We start from the raw sequence: 14,681 nt of genomic DNA, 5'->3' as shown, positions 1-14,681 counted from the left end.
TTATTGAACTAAAGAAGCAGTTTAGTGGTAGAGGGATTTTAAACACAAACATACTTAGATTCTGTTTTTTGAAAAAATTGAGATCGTCCTGGAAGGACCTTTGTAAGCTCTCAGAATTACTAACATTATTTAGGATTGTTTGGCTGCAAAAGGTAAGACATACCTTTACAACTTTATGGGGATATATTGATATACAAACAGGTGCCTCTAACGAGTGCACCTTTTGTTTTATGAATTGTATATTTCTCTGTTTAAATTCACAATATCTTTATGTGAAATTTCAACTTCTTTTTTTTCAGCAAGGAGCTCTGCGAACCTTTCCATCACTTTGTCCCGTAGTAATGGTGCTTTTTCTTTATTTGCCTTTTTCAACGCTTTCATGAGCTCATCTTTTGTTAGCTCTGTGCAGTAAGCAGGAGTTCCTGGCTGTTGTCTCCAAGAGTCACTTAAAGAACCACTATCTACTGCGTCGAAGCCTAGCTCGTTTACTACGTCCATGACTACTTGTTTTTGTGATGGGTCATTACCAGCAACTGCCATCGCAATTCGTCCATTAGAAACCTCGGATGTTCCTTCATTTTCTAAAGTATAGGCTAATAAGTTGTTGAAAGATTTAATGATAGGTCTGCCTAATTGATTTGAAACCCAAACACTTTCAACCATCCCGTTCTCGATTTCTTCAATTTTGCCGTCTCTATAAGGATAATAATTTGAAGTATCTACAATGATTACTTCCTCCCCGACTTGATTGATAATGTCCCGAATGCTGGGCAGTGCTTTTATAGGGAGAGATATTATAAGAACTTCAATATTTTTAATTGCATCCTCTACACGCACGGGTGTTCCAGCAAACTCTTTTCCTTCCAAACGTTCAATTCCTCGTGCATCTGCAATTTTGACATCATATCCAATCTTAACTAATTTTTTAGAAATAATTGACCCAATTGGTCCTGCACCTATAATTCCAAATCTCATTATTGTTCCTCCTAAAGAATTTGTATATAAAAGAATTATTCTGTTTAAAGTTACACAATCATATGTTTATCAAACGGTAAACATATACTCATTAGTTATTAAAAACGTATTGAGTATTTCTGTTACATATACTAGAATAAAATGATTTCTCATCTTTTTGAAGTAGGCAATAAAAATTGACGTAGTACATTTTTTTGTACTTAACAGTAGAAAGCAGGTGAAAAGGTGTCTAGGATATGTAAGGATGGATTTGACAAAGAGTGTATAAAGGAACAAAGAGAAGTTTATGGCATTGCCTATACCCAAAACATACTCTCAGGGCGTTGGAAATATCTCATTCTTTGGTTTTTAAAGTCCAAAGAACGTCGTTATAGTGAAATCAAAGCTTTTTTATGGGATATTTCACAAGGTTCTCTTACAAAGCAACTTCGAGAACTAGAAAGAGATGGCTTAATTAATCGCAATGTTTATCCAGAGGTTCCTCCTCGTGTAGAGTATTCATTAACCTCAAAAGGGAAAGAATTCATTCCTATTATTGATCTGATGGAAGCGTTCGGAAAGAAGTTTGGGGAGCAAGCAGACTAAACAAAAGTGGTCACATCCATCGTTAGCTCACAGAAATGAAAAATTAAATGTGGATAAAGCAAAAGTTGTGGGACGAGAAATCGTTCTAAAGGCAACTTTTTCTTTTAAGATAAAAGTTTGTGAAGAAATGTACTTAAAGTAACGGGTGCGATAGTTGAAGAAAGCCACTAATAAAATCAGTGGCTTTTTATATTGGTTTAATGGAGGACCCTTACGATTAACTATTTATCCAATGACGGCAGAGTATTATAGTTACTTAATTCCAGTAATAATTCGTGGACAATGTTTTGTTCAAAATCATTTGGCTTGTCCAATAGTATCCCTCTATTTGATGCAACTGCAATCATTAATCCTAACTCATAGTACATATGTTTAGAAACTAAACCTTTTGAAATCATTTTCTTTACTTCATTATAAAATTCAATTAAAAAATCACTTGGTAATCTTTCATACAAAGACATTATAAAAAACACCTACTATTCCTACCTTAATAATAGGAATTATATCAATTAAAACTGAAAATAAAAAGAGTTTTTCGCCAAATTCACAAATTTGTCATTTAAATTATAGATGCGTTTGACGAAATAGCCTAAATCTTATTCAGCTAACGGGGCAGGTTAATTCAATAAAAATAAACGCCAAAGGGTTCCAGTGGCGTTTATTTTTATTGAAGACTCACTAATTTCTTTGAGCTAGTGTACCTAAGTTTCCTCGGCACCATATATAAATTGCAAAAGCATATATCTCAAAAAAATCCCAATCAGTATTCCGATGGGTAATGACAACATTGGTAACCACATAGGTCCGAGTAACATTCCGTTTACTTCAAATGTTGCTGAGTAAATAAGCCCTACTGTAACTAAATAAGCTGAAAACACAAACGGAAGAAACGCTAATGCTGCCTTTTTACCGTTTGCATCACTGTAAGCATCCCAAATCGCAAAAAAATAAAGACAAGGATAAAACATCAACCATTGATAATTCGTTTGTTCAATGGCTTTTTCAATTTCCCAATGAAAGCTCAGAATAATTACATTATTAAAATTGGATTGAACATTAATCAATATTTCTAATCCAATTAGAAGTAATCCCTTGAGAAATTTCCCGTTCAGAATTTGGGCAAACCCAGGCAAAGCAATACTCCAAAGGATTTTCTCAAGCTCATCTTTTGTCATCATTAGTATTCACTTCTATCAATTTTCTTCATCTAATTTTTCAGATAAGTTTAGTTTCCTTAATACAGAATTGAAATATTCTAGCTAAAGGAAAAAATATTATTTTCTATCATTCATTAACGAGGTAAAATACGGAAATTTTTTTAGGATATTGTATTATTTTTAGAGCAAAATAAAGAAGAAAAACAGTAGGAGGAATGCATTATGCCTGAGAGACCTGCTATAACTTCATCCGAGCTTGGTGTTCTATGGCTTACATACCAAGAGAAAACGATGATTTTGCGAATGTTAGAATACTTTATTGAAAAAGCTGACGACGAAAAAGCAAAAAAAATCATGACTGATTTATACACTGAAATAGACATTTATGTTGGCAAAATTACAAACATTTTCAAAAGTGAAGGGGCTGTAATCCCAATCGGGTTTACTTCTGAAGATGTAAATAAAGATGTTCCAAAGCTATATGATAATGGTTTTGACATCATGTTTGTTCGCTTGCTAAAAGAAATTAGTATGGGATTACATACGCTAAATATAAATATGACATATCGTGAAGATATTGTCATGCTTTTCAAAGAACTTACCGCCATTACCCAAGCATATTACAATGCTTGCACACAGTATTTGATAGAAAAAGGGATGATTGCTCGCTCTCCTTATGTTTCTATGCCCAAATCGACTGAATTTGTAAAAAACACAGACTATTTAGCTGGAATGAATCCATTTACTAAAATAGGTAACAAAAGAACATTAAATACAATAGAAGTTGCTTATGTTTACCATGGAATCGAAGTAAATTTTATTGGGTTACAAATGATTACTGGTTTTGCCCAATGTGCCAATAATTCTGAAGTAAAGAAATTTTTTGCAGAAGGAGTAGAACTCTCCAAAAGTATTATTAAAGAGATGAGTGAAACATTTATCGAAGATGGTATTCAAGTACCTGCTTCTTCGGGCGGAAATGCGACGCGTTCAACAGTTGCTCCGTTTTCTGATAAGCTCATGATGTATTGTACCAGTATGCTTTGCAGTTTTTCTATGGGGGGCAATGCCGTAGGAACTGCTTTTAGTTTACGGAATGACTTGGCAGCAAAAATGACTGTTTTCACGAAAGATATTTTCGAATATGCCCATAAAGGTGCAAAGATAATGATTAAGAATGGATGGATGGAAGAACCGCCTCAGATGGAAGAACGAAAGGCAATAATTAAAGAATAAAAAGTCCTAAGCACTTGTGTTCGAAATTTTTCACAAGTGCTTTTCCATTAACTTTTACGCTAATGAGTAAGTTTAGTTTGATAAAACCATTCATTTGATGGTGCTGCACTATGGGTCTCATATGAAAAGACAGAATTTCTTCCATAATTTGTGGTCCCGCAAAATACGAATGGATGGAAAAGCCACGAATTGCTCATGACCGTCATCCAAATAGTTAGTAAGAATAACATCTGAATTTCTTCTTCAACTACCATGAAAATAAACTTCTGTAACTTTGAGAAAATGGCAATACTAAAGAAGACGCAGCTCATTCGTTTTTTAAAAAAGGGGAGAGCGCCAATTTCATAGATCTATGGTAATTAAGTGAACTGGATTAAGAGGCTTTAGGTTCTTCCAGCGTAACGATGTATCCTAAACTTTCAAGTCGTCTTAATGAATGCCGAACAATTGATTGTTGTCTCTGCTTATCAAAGTAGTCTTCACCTAAGTCTACATACATTTCTTTTCGGGTTAATAGATAATAAGAGATACGTAACATTGCGTGAGCGACTACAATTCCAGCACGTTTTTTACCCTTTCGGGATGCTGTACGCCTATACAGTGCACCAAGATAGTTTTTGGATCCCCTTACTGAATGAGCTGCTTCGGTTAACCCCGATCTTAAATACTTATTTCCTTTTTTAGTTTTGGCTGATTTTCTTTTTCCAGCACTTTCATTTTGCCCAGGAACTAATCCTGCCCAAGAACACATATGAGCTGCAGTGGGGAATTGTTTCTTCACATCAGTCCCACTTTCAGATAGGATTTGTTCGGCCATTCTGGTTGCTATACCAGGAATGGAATCCAATCGTGCCACATCTTCTTGATGAGAGCTGACTCTGTCGGAAACTTCCTTATCCAGCATCTCGATTTGCTCAGTCAGAAAATCAATATGACCTAAAATGGTTTTTAACATAAGGCGTTGATGTGAATTGATATAGCCTTTTAGGGCGAGTTCCAGTTCTTCTTTCTTCTTTTTCATAGTGCGCCGGGCAAAGTTTGCTAGTTTTTCAGGATCCTCCTCACCATCGGCAATGGCATCAAGCATATCCCGAGCCGAAACACCCAAAACATCTGAAACAACAGATCCCAATTTAATGTTCGCTCCTTCTAACACCTTTTGGATTCGGTTATGTTGCCTGGCTCGCTCTTCGATTATACTTCGACGATAGCGAACTAGCTCACGCAGTTCACGTTGATTTCTATCTGGAATATAACTTGCTTTGAGCAGCCCGTGCCGAAGAAGCTTGGCAATCCATTCTGCATCCTTTACATCCGTTTTGCGTCCTGGAACTGCCTTCATATGTTGGGCATTCACAACTAAAAACTCAATATCCTCAGCTTCAAGTAAATTCACAATCGGCTTCCAATAAACACTCGTGCTCTCCATGTCGACATGGGTACAATTATGATGTTTAATCCAGTCAACCAACTGTAATAGAAATACAGTTTTAGTAGAGAACGTTTGAATCTCCTTTCCTTCAGGTGTCAAAATACAGGCAGTAATATTGTCCTTATGGACATCCATACCGCATGCTCTTTCAATGACTACATCCATTGAAAACATCCTTTCTACGGCGATCATTATGATTAGAGGCTGGTGCAACAACCAGAATAGGATTAATCTACCATGTGTGCTTCCCGTAAGGGAGCGACAGTCAGTGGTGCACCGTGGTCGGTGGAGTCAGACTAAAGGATGGGCTCTCACGCACCATAGTTCAGCGACCTTCCTCTCCCAGCCGTAGAATCAGTATTGACGGTTCGTGACCATTTTCATTCTCTGTGGTGAAGCGTTGATTTTTGCGCTTCATGGATGGCTAAAGGGTGCAATAGTTGAAGTATGAGGATTGCTGTGGCGATCCTAATAGGGATATTGTAGCTATTTCTCAACCTTACGGCTAATTTAATGTATATTTTTTATAATGTATCTAAACCTATAAGGAATTCTCTTGGATTGAAGCGGGTGATAATTTGGCAAGTAAAGAAAGTCTCATCTCGATGCAGGATAAAAATTTTTATAAGACTGAAGAATTAATTGACCAAAAGATAGAAATTTGGCAGGAATATGTTCTTTTTTCTGGCTTATGGTGGCTTGGAGTTGCCCTCTCAATCATCCCGTGGATTATCTGGTTTCTTATTAGAAAAAAACAAAGTACAGATCGAATGATGTACGTGGGCTTTTATGTTATGGCAATTTCAACCCTACTTGATATTTTAGGAGACCAAATAGGCATTTGGCATTATCGGTTTCATGTAATCCCAACACTTCCTACCTATTTCCCGTGGGATGTCACGCTAATGCCTGTATCGGTAATGATTCTCCTACAATTCTTCCCAAAAATAAATCCGTGGTTAAAAGCGATATTTTTCGCTCTTTTAACTTCCTATATTGGAGAGCCATTTTTTGACTGTCTGGGCATTTATGAGCCGAATGCCTGGCGTTATAGTTATTCGGTCCCAATTCAGTTTCTTCTTTTTATGAGTGCATATTGGCTTAGCCAACGGTCTAAGTTTTCTCCATTGTAAGAAAATACATGAATCTTTTTCCATTTGAAAATAGTTTGCTTACACTGATAAGTTTGTGAATAAATATACTTAAAGTAATGGGGGCGGTTAGTTCAACAACGGGAACAAAACGGCGAACCGTTTTTGTGCTAATAAATCAAAATAGTTGTTCTCTATGATTTAGGTATTACTTCTGACAGAGATAATACAAAAAGTGCCAGGCATACCCTTTGGTGGAAGGTACCTGGCACTTTTATTTAAAAGGGGGGTTGATTAGGCTTTTGCTTTGTCCTAGTAATTCTATTTTAGATAAAACTGATTAACAAAATATGAACAAAACATTATATTCGAATTAATTTTAAATTTTTTAAGTGTACGGTTAAGATTGAGGACCGATGCCACGGTTCCTTTTTGTTGTTGAGCAAACTGGCAGGTTATCATAAGAAAGAAAACTTAATTATTGATATTATTTTTATTTAAAAAATTTTTTGGAGAGATTAAGGAAAAAGGATTATATAACTGAATTTAACCTGTACACAGAAATTACAAACTTGGATCAAAGGAGCATTTTATATGAGTAGGGTTATGAGAAGAGAAAGTCTTCCTAGAAACGTTTTAGGAATTTTTGATACAACCATACTTCATTTAAGAAAACCTTCAATAATTGCCTGGTGGTCAGTAGCTTTCCCTGGACTTGGTCATATTCTACTAGGACATTTTTTTCGTGGTACTGGTCTAATTATTTGGGAAATTTGTATTAATTCATATTCAAATCTAAACGCTGCTATGGTGTATTCTTTTATAGGCGATATACCATCAGCTAAAGGTATATTAAATACCAGATTATTGCTTTTATATATACCTATATATTTATTCGGTATATGGGACAGTTACCGTGGAGCAGTTGATTTGAACAAAGAGTATAAACTTAGCGAAAGTGCCAACTCTCCCATCAAGAAATATGCTATGAACGCAGCGGGTGTTAATTATCTGGATAAGAGAAATCCTATCCTAGCTCTTATTTGGGCAATTTTCATTCCAAGTCTAGGTCAATTTTATCAACAAAGAATCTTAGCAAGTTTTTTTACACTTTTTTGGGCAGCTATCTTTGTATTTTACTCGCACTTCGCTGAAGCAATAATTTATTTAATACAGGGAGATATACAAAAATCCACACAAGTATTAAATATGCAATGGTTGCTATTTATACCGTCTTTTTATTTCTTCACATTGTATCAATCTTATACAGATACTATTGAACTAAATAAATTGTTTGCAAAAGAACAAGCACGCTTTTTAGAGGAAAATTTCCAGCCTTCGAATTTCCACATTCATAAGGGAGGACTGGTGGAATAAATGCAAATTTTTGCGACCTTTGAACATACAAAGTATCTTGAGCTTGGGATAACAGAGTTACAGGAGAATGGCATAACGGATATTTTTGCAGTTCCATTAAAGAAAGTAAATGTTAGAGCTTCAATCATTGACTCCCTTAATCATTCTGACGGTCGTTCGTTTTTAGATAAGGGTTTTGCTTTAGCAGTTGTATTATCAACTATTTTAGCCAGCAAGGGATTTGAATTAGAATGGGGACCTATATACTGGGGACTAATTGGTGCAGTCAGCGGCATTATTATTGGTTTAGTAATCGAAATAATATTGTATAAATGGAAGAATAAAAAAAAGCAAATTAAACTGGTACGGAATGAAAAACATGGAGAAGTTATACTAATTATTAATTGTCAGCTGAAGGATGAAAAATTAGTTTCAGATATACTCACACGGAATTTAGCGTTAGGGTTGGCGAAAGTTATTAATTCTAAAGAATAACAACAAAATTTTTTATTATCGGTGTGATGCTATAAAAAGCATCGCCCATTAACGAAGGAGATTGTGAAGAATTGTACTTAAAGTAACGGGTGCATTACTGGAACAACGGTAATGCTTTTTCTTATTGAAGTAACTGGGCAGATTAGTTTAAGGAGCATCCCAAAGTATTTTCTAAAATAAAAATATTTTGAAATATTAATGTTGACTTCAGGAAAAATATTGAATAAACTATTGGTAATTATGAAACAAAAGCAATGAAGAGAAAAAGTAAAATGATATTGTTTTTCACCAGAGAGCTTCGGTAGCTGAAAAGAAGCAAAAACATTCATTTGAACAATGGTCTCTGAGCTTCGTACTGAACGTACTTTTTGTATTAGTAGGATACGACGAGTTTTGGCACTCGTTATCAATGTCACAGTATAAGAGTATCAATTTTAACTCCGTACTTGCTGAGGCAGATGGTGTGAACCATTTGCGAAATAAGGTGGTATCACGTGGAATTCAAACCTCGTCCTTAACTATTACAGTTAGGGCGGGGTTTTTTGTTTTTAAAATTAATTTTAATATTAGGAGGTATTATCTATGAGTATTTTTATTGGAGGAGCATGGGCTTACGCTAACGGCTCATTACATTTAGGGCATATTTCAAGTTTATTACCTGGGGACATTCTTGCAAGATATTATCGTTTAACAGGTGAAAAAGTTTTATATGTTTCAGGAAGTGATTGTAATGGAACACCTATTACGATTCGGGCAAAACAAGAGGGTGTATCGCCAAAAGAGATTGCGGACCGTTATCACCAGGAATTTGCAAATTGTTTTTCTAGATTAGGATTCACATACGATACATATACAAGAACGGATATGCCACATCACCATAAAATCGTTCAAGAGATATTTTTAGAGTTGCTTGAAAAAGGATACATCTATAAAAAGGAAATCGAACAAACGTATTGTGAACATGATCAGCAATTTTTACCTGATCGTTATGTTGAGGGTATTTGTCCTCATTGTGGTGCAAATGCTCGTGGAGACCAATGCGATGCTTGTTCAAGCGTGTTAGAACCACTTGAATTACTTGATAGAAAATGTAAAATATGCGGAAACGAACCTACTACAAGGTTCACAGAGCATTTTTACTTTTCCTTAAGCTCATTCCAAAAATTTTTGGAAAACTATACACAGGAAGCTGAAGACAAAAATCTGTGGAGGGAAAATGCCATTTCTCTAACGAAACGGTACTTAAAGGAAGGTTTGCAAGATAGGGCAGTTTCGAGAGATTTGCCTATTGGGGTAAGTGTTCCTGTTCCTGGATATGAAGATAAAAAAATCTATGTTTGGATTGAGGCTGTCTCAGGATACTACACAGCAAGTAAGCTCTGGGCGAAGGAGACAAATAATGATGATTCAACGTTCTGGAGTTCTTCAGCTAAATCTTTTTACGTTCACGGGAAAGATAATATCCCATTCCATTCGATTATTTGGGCAGGAATTCTTGCTGGTCTTGAAAAAGAGCCACTTCCAACGCATATTGTATCAAACGAGTATTTGACCTTAGAAAAGAAAAAATTATCTACAAGTAAAAATTGGGCTGTTTGGGTCCCAGATATTTTAGAAAGGTACGAACCAGATTCCATCCGATATTTTTTAACAATCAATGCACCAGAGAACCGAGATGCTGATTTTTCTTGGAAAGAGTTCATTTATAGCCATAATAGTGAGTTATTGGGGGCTTATGGAAATTTAGTTAATCGGACTTTAAAATTTATTGAAAAGTCATTTGATGGTGTTATTCCTGAAAAGGACATAACTTCGAATATTCAGGATAAAGTTAATCACTTATACAACGAAGTAGGTAGTTGCATTGAAACTGCTGTCTTCAAACAAGGACTGGAAAAAGTATTTGAACTTGTTAGATTTTCGAACAAATACTTTGATGAACAACAACCTTGGAAACAAGTAAAGGATGATACCGAGTCTTGCAAACAAACTCTGGCGGATTGCGTTTATCTAATTGCGAATTTAGCCCATATCCTTACTCCGTTCCTTCCTTTTTCAAGCGGAAAAGTCAAGGAGATGATAAACACAACAGCAACTGGATGGAGAGCATTTTTGGTTAAATCGCAGCGTTTGTCAAAAGTGGAACCATTGTTTGAACGAATTGACCCAGTAAGGATTGAAGAGGAGCTTGAGAGATTAAACAACCAAACTGTTTAAACTAAAAGGATTAAATTTATTTTTATATTAAAATAACAACCTTTATAAAAAATGTGAAGGATTTCACTTCAAGTAACGGGTGCAATAGTTAAAGATTGGGATGGCTGCGGCGATCCCTTTCTTATTGCACTAACGTGGCAGTTTAGTTGAATAAGAAAACATCTTAGGGAACACTAAAATGAGGTGTGAACTAATGAAAATATACATTATTTTTATAATGGCATTTCTGCTTGTTATTGTCCCTAATAAAGCAGGAGCAGTAATTGTAGGATATAATATTGTTGCAAAGTCAAGTAAAGAGAATATAACCTTATATGCTAAAGAAATGAATGGTTTATATTATAATTTCAAACTTGATTTCAAGGGGACAAGTTACTCAAGACCTTTTTGGATAAGTGTTGCTAATAACCCTACTTATGCTCCAAAAATTATCTGCGAAGACATCAACAGAGATGAAAAGAAAGAATTAATCATAATTTTAAACAAAGGTTATGGTACAGGTGTTGCATTAGAAGATGTTTATGTTTTTGATACAGATTATAATCAATTTGGCGAGGTACTTGTTGATAATCCTATTGCAATAATATATAAAAACGTAAAAACAAAGTTATCGACTGAAAAGCCGAAGTCAGTGTTGGTGACAAGGTATACACCGTCGATATAACCCCTTTAGAAATAAAACCTACAAACTTATTTAATGATATAGCCTTTGGCAGTATTACTAAATACGAAGTAGAAGACAATCAACTGATCGTGAGAGTCAGTGGACAAATATCTCCTGCAAGTTTTGTTGGTGAAATTGTTATTGTGTATGAATATCGTGACAAAATGTATCAAGCAAAATCAATTGAATTTCAACCATATGAATAATGTGTTGTTCAACGGGTGCGTTAGTTCATTAAGGAACATAAAAATGTTCAATCTTTTTTATAAAAGAATAATCCAATTAAATAGTATAAGGGCATGTTTTGATTAATCTTTTTCAAAACATGCCCTTTCTATTTATTCATTTATCAAGGTTGCTTGTATTAAAAAAATACCCTCGTGTCGTTTTGAAATAAAGTTGCGACGTTTTAAAAAAATAAAGAAAAGACACCATAAGGTGCTTTTTTTCCTCTCCAGAAGCCTCAACTCGAAAATAACGAACCGACAACCAAAGACAACGTTTGCTTGTAAACGGCATGTGCGGACTGCACATCTCCAAAATGTCCGCACATGTAAAGATGGATAACACCGTGGAGCGACGCCCAGAAGATACGGACGACGGTTTCCGTGTCATACTGACCGGTAATCAGTCCCTGCTCTTGCGCATTACCAATTACCGTCAACAATTGCCGCATAGCTGTTACGGTGCCGTGTATGCTCTCCTCGTCTGGTTTGAAATCCGCGAAGGCTCCTCCGAACATCAGCTTGTAATAACCGGAGTAACGCTGTCCGAATTGCCAGAAGGTTTCGCCTAAATTAAACAGCTGCTGCATCGGATCGTCAGCGCGCGGCGTTCCTTCGAATTCGTTGGCGAGAAGCTTGCAGCCGTCGAGATAAAGCTGCTGAGCCAGTCCATCTTTATTGACAAACAGGTTGTATATGATTTTGGTAGAGCAATTCATCTTCTGCGCAACTTTACGCACCGTCACAGCTTCAGGACCCTCATCGTACAAAATCATTGCCGCAGCATCGACGACGAGCTTTCGAAGATTTTCAATATTTTTCAAGCGAGCTTCCTGATACGTTTCCAACTTTTGCGTATTTGCATCGAAGGAATTATTTTGGTCTGTCATCGCTATCACCCTCAATTAATACATTTTTGATAAGAAACAATGTTTCCAGCTCTTAACAGGAATTTTAATATAATTGTCGGACCGTTGTCAATGTTGCGAGGGATGCCAAAAACCAACGATTCAAAAAACGATGTTGACTTTCTTAAAAAGCTTAGTTACAATGATTTCAATTAGAAACATTGTTACCGGAACACATCACAATTCTTGACTCTTATGAGAGTCAGGAATTATTTTTAAGGACAAAGTAACACTGTTTCCTAATTATAAAAAATTAGATAGGAGAGTTGCACAATGAACATAAAAGGAAATTGGGCGCTTGTCACGGGAGCTTCATCCGGCATCGGAGAGCAATTCGCCCGACAATTGGCCAAAGAGGGTGGCGACCTTGTACTCGTAGCCCGATCGAAAAACAAGCTGGAGAACCTGGCATCGGAGCTTAGAAAGAAGCACGGCGTCAAGGTCGAGGTGATTCCTACCGATCTTGGCAAAGAGGGCGCGCCAGGCGAGTTATATCGGCAATGTCAACTTCTGAATTTAGAGATCGAACTGCTGGTCAACAACGCAGGCTTTGCCACGCACGGTTTGTTTGAACAAGTGTCAGGCGTGCGCCAGCATGAGGAAGTCATGCTCAATGTTGCCGCTGTTGTAGATATGACGCACTTGTTCTTGCCGGATATGTTGTGTAGAAACTCCGGGGCCGTTATCAATGTCGCATCGACCGCCGGATTTCAGCCCCTTCCCTATATGGCCGTATACGGAGCAACGAAAGCCTTCGTCTTGTCGTTTACCCAAGCCTTGTGGTGGGAAAACCGCAACAGTGGCGTCCAATTTCTCACGCTTTGTCCCGGAGCGACGGACACCGGCTTCTTCAACGTCGTAGGCACGGAAGAAGCCGCCGTCGGAAAGAAAGACACACCGGAGCGAGTCGTGGAAGTTGCGCTTCGGGCATTGAAGGACGGGAAGCTGTATGTCGTTCCGGGTACACAGAATTATATAGGTACGCAGATCGGACGATTCATGACGAGGAAACAGGGACTTCGTCTCGTCGGTGGCATGCTTCGTCCACGCGACGGCTCCGCCAACAATAAGAAGCCGTCCGGTCCGTCCGATCTTGCAGGATGGATGATCGAGGAGGCGCACTGATGGCTAATTCGGCAAATATTTCAGCTAATGCTTCTGTCCATCAACCCATCCGGGACCGAACAGGTACTGACCGATCATATGGACGGCCAGCACGCCGGTGAAGCACAGGCTTGTTTCAGAGATCAGCCCGGCCGGGAAAGTCATGGAAAGCTGGCACATTCAATTCGAGAAGGCAGAATAAACTGCTAACGGGGCAGGTTAGTCGAATTATATGTTATGATGGAAAAAAATAGATTTTTTTGGGGGATTAAAATGGTTACATGCTATTTGAAATATGTTATTGACCCATATAAATTAAATGAGTTCGAGGAATACGGTAAGATGTGGATTCGATTAGTTAATAAATTAGGCGGTACACATCAGGGTTATTTCCTTCCACATGAGGGTGCTAATAATATTGCTTATGCATTATTCACTTTCCCAAGTTTAGCAGCATATGAAGAGTACCGAGTAAAAATGGCATTGGATGCAGAATGTCAAGAAGCATATAAATTTGCAGAAGAGACTAAATGTATTTTAAGTTATGAGAGAAGCTTTATGCGTCCTATATTCGAATGAACATACATTAAAGTTGAAAAATAATCTATACATACCTTGTTAAGCTAACGGGTGCTTGAGTTTAACAAAGAGTCGTAGCTGCGGCTCTTTTTCTTGTTCCACTAAGGCAGTTTAGTTTAATAAGCCAAGTCGTATTTTTTGTGAATTCATTGTTTGTTTAGTTTTTAGGATTACTTGCTCATAAACCAGTAATTAACATATGTTATTGGTAACTACTGTTTTAGGAGTGAATTATGTGTACTACTATAATTATTTTCCGTATATGAATCACTTCATTAATTGTTCTAACTATTGTATGGATTTTACTCATTTATCAAATAGAAATTTACTTAACAAATATCCAACTAGGTTTACAACTAATAATATTGCATCGAATAGTTTAAATAGGGTCAGAAGTAGCTTTTCTAAAGAGGAAGCAGCAGCAATAGCTTTACTTTTAGGTATTGACTTTACTAAAAGTAAGTTTAATTTAGATGAGTTTTGGATGGGAGTAAATACTGAACTTGAACACGGAAAACAATCAAGCCAAACTAATGTTACTGGGGATGACCCTCTAATTACTGGGAAAATTGCATTGGCTCATCTTAACGAGTTTCCTGATTATTATAAAAGATTAAAAGTTCTTGAGGAGGAAGCAAAAGCATATTGGAACAAATAA

General features: G+C 36.7%; 16 protein-coding genes and 1 other annotated feature. Of the genes, 10 read left to right on the top strand and 6 right to left on the bottom strand.

The features are described from left to right. Positions 1 to 228: 228 nt before the first annotated feature. The gene (locus AC3ANV_RS14210; RefSeq protein ID WP_488309413.1) at positions 229 to 975 is read right to left on the bottom strand and encodes an NADPH-dependent F420 reductase; all 747 of its coding nucleotides are present in this window, start codon (positions 973 to 975) and stop codon (positions 229 to 231) included. A gap of 225 nt (positions 976 to 1,200) precedes the next feature. Between AC3ANV_RS14210 and AC3ANV_RS14205 the strand changes: the two genes are divergently transcribed. After that, a complete protein-coding gene (locus AC3ANV_RS14205; protein ID WP_488309412.1) occupies positions 1,201 to 1,560 on the top strand; it encodes a winged helix-turn-helix transcriptional regulator in 360 nt (119 codons plus the stop codon). Positions 1,561 to 1,781: 221 nt separating this feature from the next. On the opposite strand, the gene AC3ANV_RS14200 is transcribed toward AC3ANV_RS14205, so the two are convergent. Together AC3ANV_RS14200 and AC3ANV_RS14195 are read right to left on the bottom strand one after the other, a co-directional pair. Further along, on the bottom strand, positions 1,782 to 2,021 hold the full coding sequence (locus AC3ANV_RS14200) for a hypothetical protein (RefSeq protein ID WP_488309411.1): 240 nt from the start codon (positions 2,019 to 2,021) through the stop codon (positions 1,782 to 1,784). Positions 2,022 to 2,261: 240 nt separating this feature from the next. Further along, entirely contained in the window at positions 2,262 to 2,735 is a 474-nt protein-coding gene (locus AC3ANV_RS14195; RefSeq protein WP_488314223.1) for a hypothetical protein, read from the bottom strand. Between the two features lie 204 nt (positions 2,736 to 2,939). Between AC3ANV_RS14195 and AC3ANV_RS14190 the strand changes: the two genes are divergently transcribed. Further along, complete coding sequence (locus AC3ANV_RS14190) at positions 2,940 to 3,953, top strand: DUF3231 family protein (RefSeq protein WP_488309410.1); 1,014 nt, start codon at positions 2,940 to 2,942, stop codon at positions 3,951 to 3,953. Positions 3,954 to 4,012: 59 nt separating this feature from the next. On the opposite strand, the gene AC3ANV_RS14185 is transcribed toward AC3ANV_RS14190, so the two are convergent. Further along, complete coding sequence (locus AC3ANV_RS14185) at positions 4,013 to 4,207, bottom strand: hypothetical protein (protein WP_488309409.1); 195 nt, start codon at positions 4,205 to 4,207, stop codon at positions 4,013 to 4,015. A 119-nt stretch (positions 4,208 to 4,326) separates the two neighbouring features. After that, complete coding sequence (locus tag AC3ANV_RS14180; protein WP_488309408.1) at positions 4,327 to 5,550, bottom strand: IS110 family RNA-guided transposase; 1,224 nt, start codon at positions 5,548 to 5,550, stop codon at positions 4,327 to 4,329. A gap of 413 nt (positions 5,551 to 5,963) precedes the next feature. Here AC3ANV_RS14180 and AC3ANV_RS14175 point away from each other — a divergent pair, with 413 nt between their 5' ends. The 5 genes from AC3ANV_RS14175 (at position 5,964) to AC3ANV_RS14155 (ending at position 11,208) form a co-directional block, all read left to right on the top strand. Next, positions 5,964 to 6,518: a CBO0543 family protein gene (locus tag AC3ANV_RS14175; RefSeq protein ID WP_488309407.1), complete on the top strand. Its 555-nt coding sequence runs from the start codon at positions 5,964 to 5,966 to the stop codon at positions 6,516 to 6,518. Between the two features lie 552 nt (positions 6,519 to 7,070). Next, entirely contained in the window at positions 7,071 to 7,853 is a 783-nt protein-coding gene (locus AC3ANV_RS14170; protein ID WP_488309406.1) for a hypothetical protein, read from the top strand. Next, a complete protein-coding gene (locus AC3ANV_RS14165; RefSeq protein WP_488309405.1) occupies positions 7,854 to 8,327 on the top strand; it encodes a hypothetical protein in 474 nt (157 codons plus the stop codon). It begins immediately after the preceding gene. Positions 8,328 to 8,572: 245 nt separating this feature from the next. Then, positions 8,573 to 8,846: a binding site (T-box leader), on the top strand. 63 nt (positions 8,847 to 8,909) lie between these two features. Further along, complete coding sequence (gene metG / locus AC3ANV_RS14160) at positions 8,910 to 10,544, top strand: methionine--tRNA ligase (protein WP_488309404.1); 1,635 nt, start codon at positions 8,910 to 8,912, stop codon at positions 10,542 to 10,544. Between the two features lie 193 nt (positions 10,545 to 10,737). After that, entirely contained in the window at positions 10,738 to 11,208 is a 471-nt protein-coding gene (locus AC3ANV_RS14155) for a hypothetical protein (RefSeq protein ID WP_488309403.1), read from the top strand. A 463-nt stretch (positions 11,209 to 11,671) separates the two neighbouring features. On the opposite strand, the gene AC3ANV_RS14150 is transcribed toward AC3ANV_RS14155, so the two are convergent. Then, on the bottom strand, positions 11,672 to 12,322 hold the full coding sequence (locus tag AC3ANV_RS14150) for a TetR/AcrR family transcriptional regulator (RefSeq protein WP_488309402.1): 651 nt from the start codon (positions 12,320 to 12,322) through the stop codon (positions 11,672 to 11,674). Positions 12,323 to 12,613: 291 nt separating this feature from the next. On the opposite strand from AC3ANV_RS14150, the gene AC3ANV_RS14145 reads away from it, so the two are divergent. The 3 genes from AC3ANV_RS14145 to AC3ANV_RS14135 all read left to right on the top strand — a co-directional run bounded on the left by AC3ANV_RS14145 (position 12,614) and on the right by AC3ANV_RS14135 (position 14,681). Next, positions 12,614 to 13,465, top strand: a complete 852-nt coding sequence (locus tag AC3ANV_RS14145) for an SDR family NAD(P)-dependent oxidoreductase (RefSeq protein ID WP_488309401.1) — start codon at positions 12,614 to 12,616, stop codon at positions 13,463 to 13,465. A 252-nt stretch (positions 13,466 to 13,717) separates the two neighbouring features. After that, positions 13,718 to 14,023, top strand: coding sequence for an NIPSNAP family protein (locus AC3ANV_RS14140; protein WP_057277240.1), 306 nt, complete (start codon positions 13,718 to 13,720; stop codon positions 14,021 to 14,023). Between the two features lie 235 nt (positions 14,024 to 14,258). After that, on the top strand, positions 14,259 to 14,681 hold the full coding sequence (locus AC3ANV_RS14135; protein WP_488309400.1) for a DUF5661 family protein: 423 nt from the start codon (positions 14,259 to 14,261) through the stop codon (positions 14,679 to 14,681).

The sequence above is a fragment of the Neobacillus sp. DFD-2R genome, assembly GCF_057747865.1.
Note: the sequence above shows the minus strand (reverse complement) of the source record. Positions and strands in the feature narration are given on the sequence as shown.

Coding starts and splice junctions, on each gene's coding strand:
- AC3ANV_RS14210 (WP_488309413.1), bottom strand. CDS start 975: ATGAGATTTGGAATTATAGGTGCAGGACCAATTGGGTCAATTATTTCT.
- AC3ANV_RS14200 (WP_488309411.1), bottom strand. CDS start 2,021: ATGTCTTTGTATGAAAGATTACCAAGTGATTTTTTAATTGAATTTTAT.
- AC3ANV_RS14195 (WP_488314223.1), bottom strand. CDS start 2,735: ATGACAAAAGATGAGCTTGAGAAAATCCTTTGGAGTATTGCTTTGCCT.
- AC3ANV_RS14190 (WP_488309410.1), top strand. CDS start 2,940: ATGCCTGAGAGACCTGCTATAACTTCATCCGAGCTTGGTGTTCTATGG.
- AC3ANV_RS14185 (WP_488309409.1), bottom strand. CDS start 4,207: ATGGTAGTTGAAGAAGAAATTCAGATGTTATTCTTACTAACTATTTGG.
- AC3ANV_RS14180 (WP_488309408.1), bottom strand. CDS start 5,550: ATGGATGTAGTCATTGAAAGAGCATGCGGTATGGATGTCCATAAGGAC.
- AC3ANV_RS14170 (WP_488309406.1), top strand. CDS start 7,071: ATGAGTAGGGTTATGAGAAGAGAAAGTCTTCCTAGAAACGTTTTAGGA.
- AC3ANV_RS14165 (WP_488309405.1), top strand. CDS start 7,854: ATGCAAATTTTTGCGACCTTTGAACATACAAAGTATCTTGAGCTTGGG.
- metG (WP_488309404.1), top strand. CDS start 8,910: ATGAGTATTTTTATTGGAGGAGCATGGGCTTACGCTAACGGCTCATTA.
- AC3ANV_RS14155 (WP_488309403.1), top strand. CDS start 10,738: ATGAAAATATACATTATTTTTATAATGGCATTTCTGCTTGTTATTGTC.
- AC3ANV_RS14150 (WP_488309402.1), bottom strand. CDS start 12,322: ATGACAGACCAAAATAATTCCTTCGATGCAAATACGCAAAAGTTGGAA.
- AC3ANV_RS14145 (WP_488309401.1), top strand. CDS start 12,614: ATGAACATAAAAGGAAATTGGGCGCTTGTCACGGGAGCTTCATCCGGC.
- AC3ANV_RS14140 (WP_057277240.1), top strand. CDS start 13,718: ATGGTTACATGCTATTTGAAATATGTTATTGACCCATATAAATTAAAT.